The organism is Williamsia sp. Y853 (assembly GCF_056786495.1).
This window is the reverse complement of record NZ_JBXCJC010000003.1, coordinates 579,449-596,978: the sequence shown is the minus strand read 5'-3', so window position 1 is coordinate 596,978 and position 17,530 is coordinate 579,449. Positions and strand designations below refer to the sequence as shown.

Annotated in this window: 19 protein-coding genes and 1 pseudogene; 13 read left to right on the top strand and 7 right to left on the bottom strand. The window is 61.5% G+C overall.

Going from position 1 to position 17,530, the window contains the following annotated elements:
• Positions 1 to 264 precede the first annotated feature (264 nt).
• Positions 265 to 1,329, top strand: a complete 1,065-nt coding sequence (locus AC1TPF_RS18950; protein ID WP_482144971.1) for a tyrosine-type recombinase/integrase — start codon at positions 265 to 267, stop codon at positions 1,327 to 1,329.
• Positions 1,330 to 1,376: 47 nt separating this feature from the next.
• Here AC1TPF_RS18950 and AC1TPF_RS18945 read toward each other — a convergent pair whose 3' ends face one another.
• The gene (locus tag AC1TPF_RS18945) at positions 1,377 to 2,093 is read right to left on the bottom strand and encodes a DUF6319 family protein (RefSeq protein WP_482145150.1); all 717 of its coding nucleotides are present in this window, start codon (positions 2,091 to 2,093) and stop codon (positions 1,377 to 1,379) included.
• A 450-nt stretch (positions 2,094 to 2,543) separates the two neighbouring features.
• Here AC1TPF_RS18945 and AC1TPF_RS18940 point away from each other — a divergent pair, with 450 nt between their 5' ends.
• Positions 2,544 to 2,924 carry a VOC family protein gene (locus tag AC1TPF_RS18940; protein WP_482139509.1) on the top strand — a complete coding sequence of 127 codons (381 nt, stop codon included), beginning with the start codon at positions 2,544 to 2,546 and terminating at the stop codon, positions 2,922 to 2,924.
• Between the two features lie 495 nt (positions 2,925 to 3,419).
• On the opposite strand, the gene AC1TPF_RS18935 is transcribed toward AC1TPF_RS18940, so the two are convergent.
• Positions 3,420 to 4,397, bottom strand: a complete 978-nt coding sequence (locus AC1TPF_RS18935; protein ID WP_482144970.1) for a zinc-dependent alcohol dehydrogenase family protein — start codon at positions 4,395 to 4,397, stop codon at positions 3,420 to 3,422.
• 116 nt (positions 4,398 to 4,513) lie between these two features.
• On the opposite strand from AC1TPF_RS18935, the gene AC1TPF_RS18930 reads away from it, so the two are divergent.
• The 6 genes and pseudogenes from AC1TPF_RS18930 (at position 4,514) to AC1TPF_RS18905 (ending at position 8,421) form a co-directional block, all read left to right on the top strand.
• A complete protein-coding gene (locus AC1TPF_RS18930) occupies positions 4,514 to 5,071 on the top strand; it encodes a TetR/AcrR family transcriptional regulator (protein ID WP_482144969.1) in 558 nt (185 codons plus the stop codon).
• Positions 5,072 to 5,287: 216 nt separating this feature from the next.
• Positions 5,288 to 5,971: pseudogene (locus AC1TPF_RS18925) on the top strand (energy-coupling factor ABC transporter permease); the annotation flags it as partial.
• Positions 5,972 to 6,004: 33 nt separating this feature from the next.
• A complete protein-coding gene (locus AC1TPF_RS18920) occupies positions 6,005 to 6,382 on the top strand; it encodes a PDGLE domain-containing protein (protein WP_482139936.1) in 378 nt (125 codons plus the stop codon).
• Positions 6,383 to 6,384: 2 nt separating this feature from the next.
• Positions 6,385 to 7,143, top strand: a complete 759-nt coding sequence (gene cbiQ / locus AC1TPF_RS18915; protein ID WP_482144968.1) for a cobalt ECF transporter T component CbiQ — start codon at positions 6,385 to 6,387, stop codon at positions 7,141 to 7,143.
• The gene (locus tag AC1TPF_RS18910) at positions 7,140 to 7,868 is read left to right on the top strand and encodes an energy-coupling factor ABC transporter ATP-binding protein (RefSeq protein ID WP_482144967.1); all 729 of its coding nucleotides are present in this window, start codon (positions 7,140 to 7,142) and stop codon (positions 7,866 to 7,868) included. Before cbiQ ends, AC1TPF_RS18910 begins: the two co-directional genes overlap by 4 nt.
• A 91-nt stretch (positions 7,869 to 7,959) precedes the next feature.
• Positions 7,960 to 8,421, top strand: coding sequence for a Fur family transcriptional regulator (locus AC1TPF_RS18905; RefSeq protein ID WP_482139504.1), 462 nt, complete (start codon positions 7,960 to 7,962; stop codon positions 8,419 to 8,421).
• A 51-nt stretch (positions 8,422 to 8,472) separates the two neighbouring features.
• Here the strand turns inward: AC1TPF_RS18905 and AC1TPF_RS18900 are convergent, their stop codons facing one another.
• Both AC1TPF_RS18900 and AC1TPF_RS18895 read right to left on the bottom strand, forming a co-directional pair.
• Positions 8,473 to 9,816: an ABC transporter substrate-binding protein gene (locus AC1TPF_RS18900; protein ID WP_482145149.1), complete on the bottom strand. Its 1,344-nt coding sequence runs from the start codon at positions 9,814 to 9,816 to the stop codon at positions 8,473 to 8,475.
• Positions 9,817 to 10,057: 241 nt separating this feature from the next.
• Positions 10,058 to 10,597 carry a hypothetical protein gene (locus tag AC1TPF_RS18895; protein ID WP_482145148.1) on the bottom strand — a complete coding sequence of 180 codons (540 nt, stop codon included), beginning with the start codon at positions 10,595 to 10,597 and terminating at the stop codon, positions 10,058 to 10,060.
• A gap of 114 nt (positions 10,598 to 10,711) precedes the next feature.
• Between AC1TPF_RS18895 and AC1TPF_RS18890 the strand changes: the two genes are divergently transcribed.
• Complete coding sequence (locus tag AC1TPF_RS18890; protein ID WP_482144966.1) at positions 10,712 to 11,314, top strand: TetR/AcrR family transcriptional regulator; 603 nt, start codon at positions 10,712 to 10,714, stop codon at positions 11,312 to 11,314.
• 4 nt (positions 11,315 to 11,318) lie between these two features.
• On the opposite strand, the gene AC1TPF_RS18885 is transcribed toward AC1TPF_RS18890, so the two are convergent.
• Both AC1TPF_RS18885 and AC1TPF_RS18880 read right to left on the bottom strand, forming a co-directional pair.
• Positions 11,319 to 12,464 carry an RNA polymerase sigma factor gene (locus tag AC1TPF_RS18885; protein ID WP_482144965.1) on the bottom strand — a complete coding sequence of 382 codons (1,146 nt, stop codon included), beginning with the start codon at positions 12,462 to 12,464 and terminating at the stop codon, positions 11,319 to 11,321.
• Positions 12,461 to 12,868 (bottom strand): YciI family protein, encoded by a 408-nt coding sequence (locus AC1TPF_RS18880; RefSeq protein WP_482144964.1) that lies wholly within the window; start codon positions 12,866 to 12,868, stop codon positions 12,461 to 12,463. The genes AC1TPF_RS18885 and AC1TPF_RS18880 overlap by 4 nt, the downstream gene beginning before the upstream one ends.
• Before the next feature lie 257 nt (positions 12,869 to 13,125).
• Between AC1TPF_RS18880 and AC1TPF_RS18875 the strand changes: the two genes are divergently transcribed.
• Genes AC1TPF_RS18875 through AC1TPF_RS18865 form a run of 3 tightly spaced genes read left to right on the top strand, consistent with a single transcriptional unit; the run spans position 13,126 to position 15,504 of the window.
• Positions 13,126 to 13,911 carry an SDR family NAD(P)-dependent oxidoreductase gene (locus AC1TPF_RS18875; protein ID WP_482145147.1) on the top strand — a complete coding sequence of 262 codons (786 nt, stop codon included), beginning with the start codon at positions 13,126 to 13,128 and terminating at the stop codon, positions 13,909 to 13,911.
• Between the two features lie 25 nt (positions 13,912 to 13,936).
• Positions 13,937 to 14,743 (top strand): alpha/beta hydrolase, encoded by an 807-nt coding sequence (locus tag AC1TPF_RS18870; protein ID WP_482144963.1) that lies wholly within the window; start codon positions 13,937 to 13,939, stop codon positions 14,741 to 14,743.
• Between the two features lie 14 nt (positions 14,744 to 14,757).
• Complete coding sequence (locus AC1TPF_RS18865) at positions 14,758 to 15,504, top strand: SDR family NAD(P)-dependent oxidoreductase (RefSeq protein ID WP_482144962.1); 747 nt, start codon at positions 14,758 to 14,760, stop codon at positions 15,502 to 15,504.
• A 24-nt stretch (positions 15,505 to 15,528) separates the two neighbouring features.
• On the opposite strand, the gene AC1TPF_RS18860 is transcribed toward AC1TPF_RS18865, so the two are convergent.
• Positions 15,529 to 16,380: an alpha/beta hydrolase gene (locus AC1TPF_RS18860; RefSeq protein WP_482144961.1), complete on the bottom strand. Its 852-nt coding sequence runs from the start codon at positions 16,378 to 16,380 to the stop codon at positions 15,529 to 15,531.
• 252 nt (positions 16,381 to 16,632) lie between these two features.
• Here AC1TPF_RS18860 and AC1TPF_RS18855 point away from each other — a divergent pair, with 252 nt between their 5' ends.
• Positions 16,633 to 17,469: an alpha/beta fold hydrolase gene (locus AC1TPF_RS18855; RefSeq protein WP_482144960.1), complete on the top strand. Its 837-nt coding sequence runs from the start codon at positions 16,633 to 16,635 to the stop codon at positions 17,467 to 17,469.
• The last annotated feature ends 61 nt before the right edge of the window (positions 17,470 to 17,530 follow it).

The following is a 17,530-nucleotide window of genomic DNA, read 5'->3' as shown; positions in this document are numbered from 1 at the left end:
TTATCAGAGGGCTGTTTGTGGTGTGTCGGCGCCCCTTGATCCGATGTTGAGCGAAGGTGCCGAGTGCCGCTTTAACTGCCCAAAACGTCACTGTGACAGTACATCTGCGTACATCTCGTGCGGCTATTATGGGGTGAATTTCTCAAGTGGCCGTGACAATACGTCAACACCCGCGGCTGGTCGCGGTATGTATACTGGTCAGATCGCTGTGTGGTGCCATTTGATGGATAATCAACATTATCCATCAAATGCTAGGATTCCTCCATGGCCTTTGGCGTGATTGATGACGACCGTTCCTCCGCGGATCAACATTCGGCCTACCCGGTCTGGTTCTTAGAGTTTATAGATGACCGGCAGACCCTCAAGCTATCGCCGCATACGATTAAGGCCTACCGTCAAGACTTTCTGGCGATCGCATCACGCCTGGTGCCGGTGCCGTCCGAGATGTTGGTCAGCGACATAGAGAGCACGGGAATGCGTGTGGCATTCGCAACCTACGCCGTTGATCACGAGGCTGCGTCGATCCGGCGGTGTTGGTCCACCTGGAACGTGCTGTGTACATATCTGTTTACTTCGGAGCTGATCTATGCGAACCCTATGCCTCTGATCGGTCGACCGAAACTCGCAAAATCATTGCCGAAGGCACTTCCGCCGTCGAGTGTTGAGGCCTTGGTCAAAACTGTTGCATATCAGAAGGATTCGACTCGAAAGACTGATTGGGACGAACGAGACACGGCTATAATTTTGACTGCGGTACTTGCTGGTCTTCGCGCCGAGGAATTAAGGCTGCTGGACGTGAAGGACATTCGGACAATCTCAGATGGGAGCGCCGTTCTGCACGTCCAAGGAAAAGGAAATATGGAACGGGCAGTACCAATTGAGGCTGGTCTGCTCGGTGTCATCAGGAAGTATCTTGAAAGCCGGCGCGTGCGATTTCCGGATTCGACCAGATCAGTCACGCGCAAGGCGGCGGCGGACCCGCTTGCCGGTTGGAAGCGATCCCTCCCCCTGTTCGTTGGTCGCGATGGAGAACGAATCACCCGAGGCACTTTGCAGTCGCGATTGCGGCGTGCTTTCAACTTGGCTGGTCCAGACGTGCAACGGGTCCCAGGAGCCTTGCTGCACAGCCTCCGCCACACATATGCGACGGAGCTCGCGAAATCTGATGTCAGCGTCTACACATTGATGAAGCTCCTCGGTCACGAGTCGATGGCCACGTCTCAGCGGTACGTTACGGCAGCGGGAACGGAGACTCGAAAAGCCGCAGCTCAGAACCCTCTGTATCACCTAGCGGATATGCCGGAGGGTGCGAGGCCAAATATCACGTAGGTTTCAGAAACGTTGGTGATAATTGGTTCTGGATTGCGGACTCGCTGTCAGCTGTCTGCGACCTGTACGTCGAGATGTGCCAGCACTGCTCGCGCTGCTTCGAGTTCATGACTGAGCTCGTCAATTCTTTTCTGGGCCGCCGACCGCGCCGACTCGATCACTGCGTCGACTGCCATGATCGCGGCGTCGTCGCCGAGTGTGTGCATCGCTCGCGCGACCCGGTCTGAGGTGACCTCGGTGGTCTTGCCCTTTTTGCTGCCGTGTGACACCGACACCGTCCAGGTGCTCTCACTCACCGACGTAACGGTCACACTGACAGCCGCTGAAGTTTTAACGCGTCGTAGTGCTTTTACCGGGGCAGATTTCTGTTCCACTGGTCTCGACTTCGCGGGTTCAGGTTCAGGTTTAGGTACCGGCTTCGATTCCGTTGCAAAGGTTCTCGATGACTTCGTTGCGACTGATGATGCGGACGTCGCCTTGACCGGCCGCTGACGCACCGGAGTCGTGGAAGTTGCTGCCGTGCGAGTCTTGTGCAGTTCGTCGGCCTCGAACGGCAATTGATCGTCGACGCCTTTCGGGCTTACCGTCACCGTTGACCCGTCGACGGACATCACGCGCGCCGATGCTCCAGCGGGGAGATCGAGCGACGGCATCGGATCACGGAGGTAGACGGTGACCCGCTTACCTGCGGCGAGTGCCGTAGACAGCATTTCCAGGTCGTCGGTAGTCAATCCGGTTTTTGTACGCGAGTTCACGCTGTCTATGTTCGCACATGTGTGCGAACATGGTGCGATCGACCGCACATTACCGTTCACGCGATCCACGGGGACCACTCCGGCCAGTACCCCCTCCCCGGCACCAGGCAGAGTACAGCGCCTGCCGACGCGAGGCTCGCGCCACATTGGTGCTCGAATGGTGCTGTGGTGCAGCGAGTTTAGAATCTGAGCCTCGCTCAGCTGCTGCTCCCCTGCACTCCAGGGTTGGTGACAGTGCCTGTGTTACAACTGGTTTGGGCGCCGGTTTCCTACCGTGGGGCCTACTCCCCGACTTATGTCACGGTGACAAAAGTCGGCACCTATGCGTGTGAGCGACTCTGTCGCGTCGGCAGATATTTCGCATCTTGCGTATGCGTCGCAGTCATCTCCAGAGTGGGTCCGGTAAACTGCCGGTGGCAGATTTGTCCTTCAATCGGGAAAGGCAGCGGGATGGCATCAGTGGATAAGGATCTGGCGAACGTCCGTTACATCGTCAACGACGTGGAAGCCTCCATTGACTTTTACACCACGCACTTCGGCTTCACTCTTCGCTACAGTGCGGCCCCCGCCTTCGCTGACGTCGTTCGTGGTTCGCTGCGTCTACTGCTTTCCGGGCCGACGAGTTCTGGCGCCCGGATAATGCCCGATGGCGCTTTTCCCACGGCCGGCGGTTGGAACCGCATCCATCTCATCGTCGATGACCTCGCCGCAGAGATCGAACGGCTCAAAGCTGCCGGAGTTCCATTCCGCAGCGACACTGTCAGCGGCCCCGGTGGGCAACAGATACTTGTTTCAGACCCATCGGGAAATCTCATTGAATTGTTTCAGCCGGCGTCGTGACAGCGCCAACCGGTACGTCATGCGCGGCACCCTCTTCGGATCGGATTCGTACCCGGCGGGACGGGGTCAACCCGGCGGAAGGGGGCCAACCACTTCCCCTCCGCTAGGCTCTCGACGTGAAGCGGAAACCCGAAAATACAGCAACACCGCTAGCCGCGAATCTCCTTGGGGCCGCGATATTGTTGACCCTCGTCGTGTCATTTTGGGCTCTCGTGGAGGCGGTTGACTGGTCGGGAAATGTGACGAGTCACCGTACGCCCGGGACCAAACCGTACAAGGGGTACGAGAGCAAGAACTGGGGAATGGGTGATCGAATTCTTGTGTTTTTCGGGTTCGATTCCGAATCAGCAGCGGTCGTATCCCAATCCCTACTCTGGACCTCGCGCCTTGGCTTCGCGGTGACCGCGATTCTCATCTTCCTGGTCGCGCGAGTCCTGATGGCGGCGCGGTCAACTAGGTGACCGCGACAGCACGGCTGGGTTTGACGCATGAATTCTAGAGTGTGACAACGATTTTGCCGACCTGCTGTCCACCTTCGAGATAAACGTGGGCCGCCGCGATGTCGTCGAACTTGAATACTCTGTCGATCGTCGGGTGCAGAGCACCGTTGCGCAATCCGGCGCGCAAGAACGATGCGATTCGTCGCACTGCCACGGGATCGAGCGTGTGCTCGAAGCTCGCATACCGGATCAAGGTGAGGGGATTCATCGGAACAGGAGCGGGCCTCGGATCGAGCCAGCCCACCGCCACGATTATTCCATTGAACTTCAACGCGCCGGCAAGGTCAGCCAAGCTGGGGCCCATGACCGAGTCGAGGACGATTTCCACGCCCGCGCCACCGGTGAACTGTTTGGCGACTTCGGCTATGTCTTCATCGTCGGAAACGATCACCGTCGCTGCGCCCGCCTGCATGAGGATGTCTTTCTTTGCGGTGCTGCGGGTGACCGCGATCGGGATGGCGCCGACGTAGTTCGCGATCTGGATCGCGGCCAGGCCCACGCTGCTCGACGCGGCGGTGATCAGTACGTGATCGCCGGGACGCATACCGGCTCTCTCGACGAGGGCGCCGTAGGCCGTGGAATACGACACCCACAACGCGGCAGCGGTGGTCGCGTCGATCGTGTCCGGCCGGGCAAAGATCCGGCTGGCCGGCGCGATCGTGTACTCGGCATAGGTTCCGTTGATGTCGGCGTCGGGCACTGCGGTGATGATGACCTCGTCACCGACGCGGACGCCCTCGACGCCCGAACCGACCGCGTCAACAGTGCCCGCGCCTTCGACGCCAAGCCGGGCATGCGGAAGCCGGATCGGCGCCGGGTAGTGCCCGGCGCGCATCATTTGATCGAGACGGTTGACTCCGAACGCGTCGATCTTGATACGCAGTTCGTCCACGCCCGGCTCGCTGATCGGCTCATCCACGATCTGCAGGACATTCGGCGCGCCGAACTCGTTGAATACGACGACTCGTGCCATGGTGGCGACTCCTTCTCGGTGGGCTGCATGCACCTCAGTTGGAGTGCATTGATGTCAGACCCTATTCTTTATACACTCGTGCAAGTAAAGCAAGTCCCAAAATCACGGAGGTTCAAATGGCGGGTCGGCCGGTTGGTCATCAGCGTCGGGTTGCGTTATTGGATGCAGTCGTCGACTACGCGGTCGAGCAGGGGTTCTCCGAACTGACGTGGCGTCCGGTCGCGGCCGCACTCGGGGTCACATCCAACACGCTGGTACATCATTTCGGCACCAAGGAGCAGATGTTCCAGGCTGTCCTCGCGCGGCTACGAGAACGCCTCGTTGTGGATACCGAAGGGGCGCTCGGTGAGCAGCCCGACCTCGCAAGCGCAGCACGGGTGGCGTGGGAGCACACCTCGGACCCGAAGCGGGAACAGGAGTTTCGTCTGTTTTATGCCGTTTATGGGCGCGCTCTGCAAGCGCCGAAACAATTCAGCGGCTTCTTGGATCAGGTGGTCACGGATTGGATGCGTTCGCTATGCGAAGTTCAGGGCCCAGGCGTCGATCCTGATACAGCCAGACAACGGGCGACACTGGTGATCGCAACGATTCGAGGGCTGCTGCTCGACCTACTCACCACCGGAGATCGTGACCGGGTCAACGATGCGGCCGAGACCTTTTTTGCCGGCCTGTAGTCGCCGAATTGCGAACGGGCAGCCGAAAACCAGCTCCGCTGCCGCGCTCGCGGGTGTGGGATTCCATCGCTGACCGGAGTGCGACTTCACAAGGGCGACAACCACTCTCCCGTGCACGAAACAGAAAAACCTGAAACTGGACGAAACGGTCATACAAGCGGCAAGCGCTCAGGGGCGGTCTTGCCAGTGACTTGCATCACGCGTAGCGTCCGGGGAATGAGCAGTACCACCACTGCGATGCATATGAGCGACGGCATTGTCGACGCGCCGACGTCGCTGCTCTTTGCTGCGGTTGCTGTGTGCGGTCTTGCCTTTGCGGCCTGGCGGGCGCGTTCGGAGCTCGATGAGCGAACAGCCCCGATGGCAGGTCTGGTGGCCGCCTTCATCTTCGCTGTTCAGATGGTCAACTTCCCTATCCTGCCTGGCGTAAGCGGTCATCTGCTCGGGGGTGCGTTGGCCGCAATCCTGGTCGGGCCGTACGTCGGGGCGCTGTGTGTGGCGATCGTGCTTGTTGTGCAGGCGTTGCTCTTCGCCGACGGTGGACTCACAGCTCTGGGCGCCAACATCACGAATATGGCGCTGATCGGTGTCGCTGTCGGTTATGTCCTGGCGCGACTTCTCGCTCCCCTGCTGGTTTCCCGCGGCGATACAGGAGTGGCCGGCATCGGGTTCCTCGCCGCCCTGGGCGGTACCGTCGCCGCGGCGATGGGATTTGTGCTCGAGTATGCCATCGGTGGAGCCTCGGGCTCCACGCTCGGAGAGGTGACGGGCTACATGCTGGCCACCCATCTCCTGATCGGGGTCGGCGAGGGCGTCATCACCGCGATCACCATTGTCGCGGTGGCCAAGGCACGTCCTGATCTGGTGTATCTGCTGCGTGCTGTGCGCCGAACAGACAGTGCGCGAAGCGCTTCGGACTATTCGGGCCGATCGATGACCAGATTTCTGCTCGCCTTCGCAGCAGCAGCGTTTCTGGTTGCCGGACTCCTGTCCTACGTGGCCAGTTCGCAGCCCGACGGTCTCGACGCAACCACCCAGCGGGGTTGCACCGTGGTCGAGGTCGATGGTGCCGAACAACTCGATGGTCAGTGCATTGCGCAAAATGCCGGTGAACATCACCGCTCCGAATCCTTCCTCGCCGACTACACCATCAACGGCAACGAGACGCTCACGGGCGCTGCGGGAATCGTTGGCGTACTGGCGGTATTCGCGCTCCTGGTCGCCGTCATCCGGCTGATCCGGGTGGGTAGGCGACGCCCGCCACTCGTGGCTCCCGCAGGTGCCTCCGACACCCGCAGCCAGGCGCCGTAACAGTGGGCGCGGGAAACTCGCTCTATCTACCTGGGAACTCGCCGGCACACCGCGCCGCCGCCGAAGTGAAGATCGTGGCGGCGGTCATCGCGGTGTTCGCTGTGGTCGCGACACCCCGAGAGTTGTTCTGGCCGTTCGGGTGTTACGTCGCCATCCTGATCGGAGTCTGGTGGTGGGCACACATCCCGCTACGCTGGATCCTGCCGCGGATGGTGATCGAGCTGCCTTTCGTCATACTTGCTGTGCTACTCCCCTTCGCCGACGGCGGCCCACAGACCGAGGTGCTCGGAGTGTCACTGTCGACCCAAGGGCTTTACGCCGCATGGGGCGTCATAGCCAAAGGCACTCTCGGTGTCGGGGTGTCGCTGACCCTGGCGGCAACCACGAACGTCCGCGACCTGCCTGCCGGACTGACTCGGCTGCGGGTACCCGGAATGATCGTCACCATCGTCGTACTCATGCTGCGGTACGTCGATCTGCTTGTCGCAGAAGCCATCCGGATGCGTATGGCGCGGATCTCGAGAGGCGACGATCCGCGCACCTTACGCCAGGTCGGGGCCACTGCGCGTGGAGCCGGAGCCCTGTTCCTGCGCTCCTACGAACGCGGAGAACGCGTCCACCTCGCCATGCTCTCGCGCGGATTCACCGGAGCCGTACCGCATTACGGGACGATCCCGGCAACCGCTACCACCTGGCTGTTGGCCCTGATCCCGACCTCGGTAGCGGTGGCTGTCAGTATCTGCGCCTGGTGGCTGCAATGACAGCGATATCGGCAGTGGCGGCGGGGACCGTGCGGGTGGTGGATCTGAGCTTCGCCTACCCCGACGGAACCGGCGCACTGCACGAGGTGAGCCTGCACCTCCCCGCGGGCGAGCGGGTCGCCGTCCTCGGACCCAACGGCGCCGGAAAATCAACCCTCATGCTGCAGCTCAACGGCGTGCTCACCGCGGATTCCGGTGAAGTTCACATCGGAGACGTTCAACTGGGGCCAGACACCGTGCGCGAGGTACGGCGACGGGTTGGCCTGGTTTTCCAGGATCCTGACGATCAGCTGTTCATGCCGACCGTCGCCCAAGATGTCGCCTTCGGCCCGGCGAACTTCGGGGTGGTCGATACCGACCTCGACGACCGTGTCGCCGAGGCCCTCGACGCAGTGGGAATGTCCGACCGCGCCGACCGGTCACCAGCACACTTGTCGGTTGGTGAACGCCGCCGCGCCGCCTTGGCCACCACGCTCGCCTGCCACCCCGATGTCCTGGTGCTCGACGAGCCGGCCGCGAACCTCGATCCCGTCGCCCGGCGAGAGCTGGCCGAGGTTCTGCGAAGGCTGCCGACCACCATCGTGATGGTCACCCACGACCTGCACTACGCACAACGAATCTGCACGCGAGCCCTGATCCTCGACGGCGGCCGGATTGTCGCCGACGGCGATATCGCCAAGATCCTCGGTGACAGGGACCTTCTCGAACGCCACCGCCTTGCCTGAATCATCCCGCACCCGCTCAGCCCAGCCGACCATCGGATTGTCAGCAAACCAGACGGTTGGCAATACCTGCATTCGGCGCGACACTGGACACATGCCCGGTGCCGATATGACAAGCGACCTCGCGGTCGCCGAGGCGCGCTCGATCCTGCAACACCACCGTTTGCGGTGCACCGCCCCCCGCGTGGCCGTCATGACAATCCTGATGGCCGACCCGGCCGTCGGGCATCTGAGCGCACAGCAAATCGTCGAACGCCTCACCGAGCAAGGCGACCTCGTTGACCTGACCACGGTCTATCGCACCCTCACCACCATGGTCGAGGTCGGGATCCTGCATGCCCTCACCGTCGGAGATCGTGTCGCCACCTATGGATTGGCCGAACAACCCCACCACCACGCCGTTTGCACCCGGTGTGACGCCGTGATCGAAGTACCCGCCGAAAATCTCGCCGAGGCCCTCGCCCGCGCGAGTGACGGCAGCCGCTTCGAACTCCCAACCACAGCCGGGCTGACCCTGCACGGACTATGCCCGACCTGCCAGGAAGAGGCGAAATAAGTATTCGGTGTCGGCGCACGTGCGCCGACACCGAATACCCCTCGTGGCCAACTAGTTGACGTCGGCCATGGTCTTCCCGACGTCGGCAAGGGTCATCGGGACCCCATAGTCCTGGGTGTACTTGTACGGCGGGGTACTGCATCGGTATTGACCGTCATCGGGCTCGAAAGCGGGAGTCTCCCAGCCCTTTGATGTTGCCTTTTGTGCGTTGAAGCACGGTGACGGCGGGGTGGGTTCGGCAAGATTCTGCGGCGCTGTCAATTTACCACCGGTCCAAGCGGTTTCGGACTTACCTGCGTTGTAGAGACATGTCCGGGTCAGCTCGTCACCACAGCTCGCTGCGGCCTTGGCGAACAGCAACCAGGACGATATCGCCCGGATCGCCGGCAACGTGATCTCCGCATCGGGAGCGTACTCGGAGTAGAGCGCGAGCAGTTCCTTCATCGCCGGTTCGGGGCTGTTGAACGGGCTCACCCCACTCAGGTCGACGTAGTTGTTCTGGTAGTCAGCGGAGGAACCCAACAGGTCGATGAACTGCTGTCCGTACGCGTTGTTGTTGGCATCGATCCAGTCGAGCTTGTACTCCATGCTGGTCAGCACACTCTCGAGTTTGGCCAACTGCTGGAACTGACCGTAGAAGATCAGACCCTTGACGCCCTTGTTCTTCATGGCCTGTGCGTAAGGGGTCCAGTCGGAAATGCCCATCGCCGGATACAGGTCGTTGTAGACAAACGTTCCGCCTGCAGCCTCGGTGGATTCGACAGCCTGTTGACCGATCGACTTGGTCAGCGGCGAATCACCGTTGATGATCCCCACGGCATTCAGCGAATCCGGGTACGCCTCGTTCATCAGCCACTTCCGGAATGCGAAGAACGGATCGTAGCCTGCAGTTGTGGCCGGTGAAGCAGCGATCTGCAAGTCAGAGCCGGTCGCAGCCGGTTGCACCGACTGCGCCACGAAGTTCGGCAACGTGCAACTGAGACGTTCCTTGACACCCAGACCATCCAGTCCGCTACCACCACCGACCAGCGCGAAGTCCTCACGGCAGGCTGTGATCATTTGCTGTCGGGTTTCCATCAGTTTGGAATCACGGGTGTTCGCGACAATTTTTCGACCATTGATACCACCGAGTTCATTGCACCATGACGTGAAGACCTTCGCCGCATCCACAAACTCTTGGTTTTTGGTGAATCCCACATCCGAGAAGACCCCTACCTGGATCTCGGTATCGGTAACACCCTGCGTAGGTGAGCCTTTCGCGGACCCAGACTGGCAAACATCGGCCAGATCCCCGAAGGAATTCGAAGCAGATTCCGCCGAGGTAGAGCCGCCCTCGTCTCCCCCGTCCTCACCACCACCCCCTCGGGAACTACAGCCGGCAAGCAGCACCACCATCGCTATGAGAGCGATGAGCAAACGATGTAGCTTCAAATTCTTCTTCCTTCTTTCAAGGACATCGGCCGCCCTTGCGCACGACGTGTCCTGTTGTTGGCATGCGTAATAGTCCTGTTGTGCAGGGTGGTGAGGCCTAGACCACAACTGTTGCCCCACAACAGGAAACGAAGCGACGTGGGTTCGTCGGGTGGCCGCCGTGATTGCGAAAGCGGGGCGGCCACCCGACGTCTTTGATTGCCGCTCAGAGAGTGACGTTTGCCTTGTCGAGGCACCGATGTAGCGCGTCCAGGTAATCCGAGGTGCCCTGGAACGGACCGCTCACACCGATTGCGACCTTGAGGAATGGACTGTACTCGTCGTTGACGTGGGTCTCCCAGCGAGTGACTTCACCATCAGGATTGGTGTTCACAAAGCTGTACGAGTAGAAGCCCATTCCGGTGCCGTCTGCAGTGTGACCCTGCCACCGGGTCTTCATCACGAAGCCGTCAGATGCGGGCCAATATTTGAAGCTCGCCGGCTTCCAATCGGAGAAGGTCAATGAATACGCCTTGGCCTCCAAGGTCGCGGCTTGTGCTGTGTCCGAGGGAAATTCGCTCATCAGGAATTCCTGGTCCCCGGTGAAATATGGTGAGGTGTACACCGCTTCAGGCGCGAACTTCCATGCCTCGTGCCCCTCGTCGTCGGTGTACTCTTCACCATCTTGCACACCCTGCCGAAGGTATGCGTTGCTGTAGCTTTCAGCCATCCGACCGTGATGAGCAATTCGTTCTTCGAGATTCATTCCGGTTTGCGCTCCGTTCATTCTCTGGTGAATACCAATGCCAGGAGGCGGGGGTAGTGATGTGGGTCACCGTCCGGCTGAGAGTGAAAGTAGCCGATCGGCTATTCTCGTGTGATGGTTTCAAAGAAACACACATCTGAGGTGCACCTCGGATCGATCTCGCGCAGCGCCGCACAGACGCGAGTCATCACCGCTGCGCTTGCGCTGTTCGCCGAACAAGGCGTGGGCGGAACGTCATTGCAGATGATCGCCGATTCGATCGGTGTGACGAAAGCTGCCGTCTACCACCAATTCAAGTCCAGGGACGACATCGTGCGCGCGGTCGCCGAGACCGGCCTGGCTCGGCTCGAAACCGGGCTCGAGGCAGCGGAGGCGCAGCCGAGTCGCGAGCTCGCGCGCACCTTCCTGATCAACGATCTGATCGAAATCGTCGTCGAACGCCGCACGATGATGGCCATCCTCCAGCACGATCCGGTGATGGTTCGATTCGTTTCAGACCATGAACCGTTTCGGCACCTGATCGTCCGCCTATACGGGCTTTTGGTCGACGACGACGCCGAGACGAATGCCGAGTCCCGAGTGCGGGTGGCGATGTTGTCGGCCGCCCTCGGTGGCACCCTTGCTCACCCACTGGTCAAGGACCTTGATGACGAGACACTCAGGTCCGAGCTCCAGCACCTCACTCGACGACTATTCGTTCGCGCCGAGTCGCCGTAGGCACTCAAGCCCGCAACAGTTGTCGCACCCGTGCAGCCTCTCTCGTGAGGTGATCGCGCTCCGGAACGTTTGTCGCAGTGCGAGATGCCTCGGTGTACAGATCGGCGGCGACCTCGAGATCACCCGCGCGTTCGTGCAGGTATGCCGACGCCGCGACATAGCGTGGTAGGGCCGGATTCACGTCGACCAGCGCGGCCAGACCGGCTTGCGGCCCGTCGGCCTCGCCGACCGCCACTGCGCGGTTGAGCCGGACCACCGGGCTGTCGGTGATGAGCAGCAGTTCGTCATACCACTCGACGATCTGTACCCAGTCCGTCTCGGCGGTGCTCCGGGCATCGGCGTGCAGTGCAGCGATCGCGGCCTGTACCTGGTATTCACCCAGCCGGTCACGAGCAAGCGCCGCCTGTAGTATCGCCACGCCTTCGGCGATCTGTGTTGTGTCCCAACGCGATCGGTCTTGTTCGGTCAGCGGCACCAGGCGACCGCCGGGTCCGGTACGCGACGCGCGGCGCGCGTGGTGGAGCAGCATGAGTGCAAGCAGCCCGGTGACCTCGGGTTCGTCGGTCAGCGCAACAACCTGCCGGGTCAGACGTATCGCTTCGGCCGCAAGATCGACGTCGCCGCTGTACCCCTCGTTGAAGACCAGGTAGAGCACCCGCAAAACAGTTCCGAGATCGCCGTGCTGGTCGAGCCGAAGACCAGAGATTCGCTTCTTGGCCCTGCTGATCCGTTGGGCCATGGTCGCTTCAGGCACCAAGTATGCCGACGCTACCTGGCGTGTGGTGAGGCCACCGACCGCTCGCAACGTCAATGCGACAGCCGATGCCGGTGACAGCGTGGGGTGCGCGCACAGGAAGTACAGCCGCAGCGTCTCGTCCGCATCCGGTGCCGGACCGGGGACAGGCTCGACTTCGACGGCGAGTTCCCTACCCCGCCGCGAACTCTCGGCGCGAACAGCGTCGAGGAACCTGCGCCACGCCACAGCCACCAGCCACGCTTTCGGATCGCGCGGTGGATCGGCGGGCCAGGATTCGAGGGCCCGGATCAACGCCTCTTGCACGGCATCCTCGGCCGACGCGAAGTCTGCTCCGCGCCGGACGAGGACACCGATGACCGCGGGCACGAGCTCCCGCAGCAGAGACTCGTTCACTCGGTCACCGTGGGCGGGTCGCTGAGAAACGGCCGGACCTCGAGCCACTCGTGGATCGGCTCGCCCCCGGCCCCTGGCGCCGCGGACAGCTCCCCTGCCAGCTCCGCAGCGCGATCCCACGACGCCACGTCGATGATCATCCAGCCGGCAATGAGGTCTTTGGTCTCGGCGAACGGACCATCGGTCACCGGTGGGCGCCCTTCGCCGTCGTATCGCACAAACGCGCCATCGGGCGCGAGTGCCTGACCGTCGACGTACTCACCTGTTTCTTCCAAGCGGTTTGCGAAATCCTGCATGAACTTGATGTGTGCGTCGACCTCATCCGGCGTCCACTGGTCCATTGGTGCCCAGTCGCGAACGGGAGTCGGGCCGCCTCGGTAGTGCTTCAGCAGCAAGTACTTCATGGTGTTTCTCCTTCGTCGTCGCGGCGCGTTGTCGCCGCCTGCATATCTGAGACGGAGCCACCACCCCATTCTCGACATCCTGTCGCCCCGAAATCATCTTTTTCGTCAAGCGCTGCTCTCTCCCATCATCGGGTCTACCATTCGACGTGAATGTGGTCGTGCCGTTATGAGTTGGGGCGCTCGGTCGATCGCTTGAGGCCTCCCCGCTGATTTCTGGAGCGGGCTATCTGTGTGCCGGAGCGAACGATCGGATGCTGATGGATCTTGGCCTCTCGGGAAAGTTGGCGGTCGTCACCGGCGCCAGCAAAGGTATCGGGCTGGCGGTGACCACCGCGCTGACGAAGGAAGGCGCGCACGTCGTTGCCGGTTCACGAAGCCGGGGCCCCGATCTTGCCCGCCTGGAAGATGCGGGCCTGGTGACGTTCGTTCCCGTGGATCTGTCGACACCCGAAGGTCCGATTGCGTTGATCGAGCAGGCCAAAACGCTTGGCGGTGTGGATATCCTCGTCAACAACGCCGGAGCGGTGACGCCGAGGCCGGCCGGGTTCGCAAGCGTGACCGACGATCAGTGGTATGACTCCTGGACTCTGGGGCTCATGGCAACCGTGCGAACAACAAGGGCCGCGATACCGCAGCTTCTTCGACGTGGCGGCGGAACGATCGTCACTGTCGGCTCGGTCAATGCCTTTCTCCCCGATCCTGGGGTCGTTGACTACAGCGCGGTCAAAGCGGCCCTCACCAACCTTTGTAAATCACTCTCGAAAGAGCTCGGTCCGCAAGGAATACGTGTCAACACGGTCAGTCCGGGACCGGTGTCCACCGGTCTGTGGCTGGGCGAGGGCGGCGTTGCCGAGACAATTGCCGGCGCCAGCGGTGGACAAGCCGACGAGGTCGCCAAAAGTGCAGCAGCGCAGTCGGTCACAGGACGGTTCACAACGCCCGGAGAGGTTGCCGATCTTGTGCTCTTCCTGGCTGGAGATACATCTGCCAATGTGACCGGATCAGATTTCACCATCGACGGCGGCCTGATCCAGACGCTGTGAAGACCCTCTATCGAACGGAACGCGAATGGCCGCTGCACCTCAGAACAACCCAGTCCTGTTCATCCATGGTTTGTGGATTCATTCGAGCGCGTGGGAACCATGGATCTCCCTGTTCGCAGAGCGTGGCTATACGGCCACTGCTCCGGGCTGGCCCGGAGACGGCGTGACCGTGCAAGAGACCCGTGAAGCGCCGGAGAAGATGAACAACGTTGGAATACAGGACGTTTACGAGCACTACGCGAATCTGATCGGGACACTCGAGACCAAACCGATCGTCATCGGACATTCCTTCGGCGGTCTTATCGCTCAAGAACTCCTCGCGACCGACCTCGCCGCGGCTGCAGTCGCGATCGACCCGGCTCCGATCAAAGGGGTGAAGGCACTTCCCTTCTCGCAGCTGAAGTCCGGATTCCCGGTACTGTCGAACCCCGCGAACAAGAAGAAGACGGTGGCGTTGACCTCGAAGCAATTCCACTACAGCTTCGGCAATACATTGACGCAAGAGGCGTCCGACGAGTTGTTCGAGAAGTGGACCATCCCCGGACCCGGCCGACCACTGTTCGAAGACGCGACCGCCAACTTTCGCCGCAACTCCCCGGCAGCAGTGGACACGCACAAGGCGAGCCGGGGCCCTTTGCTCCTCACCTCAGGCTCCGAGGATCACACCGTCCCGGCGAAGGTGACGCGAGAAGTTCTCGCGATGTACGCCGGCGGTGATTCGATCACCGAGTATCACGAGTTCGAAGGCCGTGGACACTCCCTCACCATCGACGACGGCTGGGAAGAAGTCGCGGGTACGACACTGGCCTGGCTCAGCGACAAAGGTTTCTAGGGTCAGGAGCTCAGATGCGGGACCTTACCGGGCGCGTTGCTCTCGTCACGGGCGCCACGAGCGGAATCGGGAAAGCCGCGGCATCCACGCTTGCAGCTCATGGTGCGTACGTGATCGTGTCCGGTCGTGACCTCGAGCGTGGAAAAGCAGTCGTCGAAGCAATTCAGAGTGACGGCGGTAAAGCTGACTTCATCAGTGCGGAATTGACCGGCGCCACAGCGGCCGTTGCTTTGGCGCAGGATGCCCTGGCGTTGACAGGGCACGTCGACATTCTCGTCAACAACGCCGGAGCCGCAGTCTTTGGGCCGACCCCCGACGGTACCGAGGAAGACTTCGACGCACTGTATTCGCTCAACGTCAAAGCGCCGTATTTCCTTGTCGGTCAGCTGGTTCCGAGCATGATCGAGCGTAAGTTCGGCGTGATCGTCAACGTGAGCACAATGGTTGCGAGCTTTGGGAGTTCATCGACGGGGATCTACGGCTCGAGCAAAGCAGCGCTGAACCAGCTCACCAAGGATTGGGCGGTCGAGTTCGGCCCCCGTGGAGTGCGTGTCAACTCCGTCGCGCCCGGTCCTACTCGGACTGAGGGGACGGAACTGGTGCTGGGTCCACTGCTCGACAAACTTGCGGCCAAGTCACCCTTGGGCCGGCCGGCCACGCCCGACGAAATTGCTTCGGTCATAGCCTTCTTGGCAAGTGATGACGCAGCCATGGTTCATGGTCAGCTCATTCACGTCGATGGCGGTCGGAGCATTGTCTGATGGCTACGAGCTCGCCTTGCGTGTTCAGCTTTGAGTCGCGGTGGCGGCGGCCAGGATGGTCGTCGCCACTTCGCCGGGCCGGGACACAAGTGAGGCGTGGGAGGCGTCGACCTCGGTGGTGTGGCCGGCCGCTGCGCGAGATGCCATGAATCGCTGCAGGTCCGGCGGAATGACCTGATCCTGCTTGGAGACGAGGTACCAGCTGGGCACCTTCGCCCAGGACGGGTCTCCAGAGGGTTCGAGGTTGGCCACAAGGGCCGCGGACTTTTGGTGAGCGAACATGTCGGCTGCGGTCGCGTCGTCGACGTCTTGGGCGAAGGTCTCATGGAAGTAGGGCTCGGCGATGTAGCCGTCGACGTTGTATCCGGCGATCCCGGTCGGGTCCTCGACAACCTTGAGTTCCAGAGCGGGCGGCAGCAGCCGACTGCCGGGATAGATCAATGGGTTGAGCAGGCCTTGGACGAACTCCCCCTGAGCGGGAGCAAATGCGGCAATGTAGACGTTCGCGACAACGTCGGGGTCGTGGGTGTTGGTGATGACCGCTCCGCCGTAGGAATGTCCGACGAGGACAATCGGACCGCTGATGGTCGCGAGCTGCTTCTCGAGCGCGGCGGAGTCATGGGCCGGCCCACGCAGCGGATTGTCAAAGGTCTGAACCGGATACCCGGCAGCTCCCAGTGTCGTCGCGACGTCCCGCCAGCCAGAGGAATCGGCAAATGCACCGTGAACGAGGACGACGGTCGGTTTTGGCGCCGGGCCGGCGTTCGCGGGAACGGCTGACAGGCAGAACACTGCGACGAACAACGCGATGATCGCCGCCAGACGAATGTGCAGCCCGGACCGTGTCGGACTGATGCGGGCAGTGGTGGACACCATGACCGATCCCCTCTCGTCGCGATTGAAGTAACAGACAACCTAGAGGTGATCTACCCGTCTGACTTGAACGTGAGTGCACTTCGCTGTACTCACAGCGCACTGTCAGGGCGGCACTGTCCGGCCGGCGTGGGTATGTGCTCGCTGAGTACATAACCGTGCACATACCTTCAGCTCGACCCGTTGCGGCGACCATATGTTGTTCTCCGACAGCGCATATGCCGCCGACGTCAGGTCTACCGGGAAGGACGAACCATGCCGATGTACACCGCTCTGGACGGTACGGAGATCTACTACAAGGACTGGGGCACCGGCCGCCCGGTGATCCTCAGTCACGGCTGGCCGCTGAACTCGGACAGCTGGGAGGTCCAGCAATTGTTTCTGGCCTCCAACGGTTATCGCGTCATCGCCCATGACCGCCGTGGCCACGGCCGGTCCACCCAGGCGTGGGAGGGCAACGAGATGAACACCTACGCAGACGATCTCGCCGGCCTGATCGAGTTCCTCGACCTCCGGCAGGTCACGTTGATCGGCTTCTCCACCGGTGGGGGTGAAGTGTCCCGATATGTCGGCCGACGCGGAACCAGCCGAATCGCTCAGATCGTGCTCGTATCCGCGGTCCCGCCGTACATGCTCAAGACCGACGACAATCCCGACGGTGTGCCCGTCGAGGTGTTCGATGGGATCCGGGCCGGATCGCTGGCCGATCGCTCACAGACGTACCGCGACCTGGCCGATGGCCCGTTTTTCGGCAACAACCGTCCGGGGCAGAACGCATCGCAGGGCATGCGCGACGCCTTCTGGCGGCAAGGACTCCAAGCCGGTGCCCGCAACGCATACGAGAGCATCGCAGCCTTCTCGGCGACCGACTTCCGGGAAGACCTGGACACGTTCGATGTGCCGACCCTGGTCATTCATGGCGACGATGACCAGGTCGTGCCCTTCGAGGTCGGCGGTAAAGCCTCGGCCGAGCGGATCAAGGGTGCCGAACTCAAGGTCTATCCCGGTGCGCCGCATGGAATTACTGACACTCACAAAACAATGCTCAACAACGACTTGCTGGCCTTTCTCGACGCCTACACCGTCCCCTGAGCTGACTATGGCAACTCATAGCGCGGGATGACCGCAATCGGCGTACGGTGATTCCCATTCG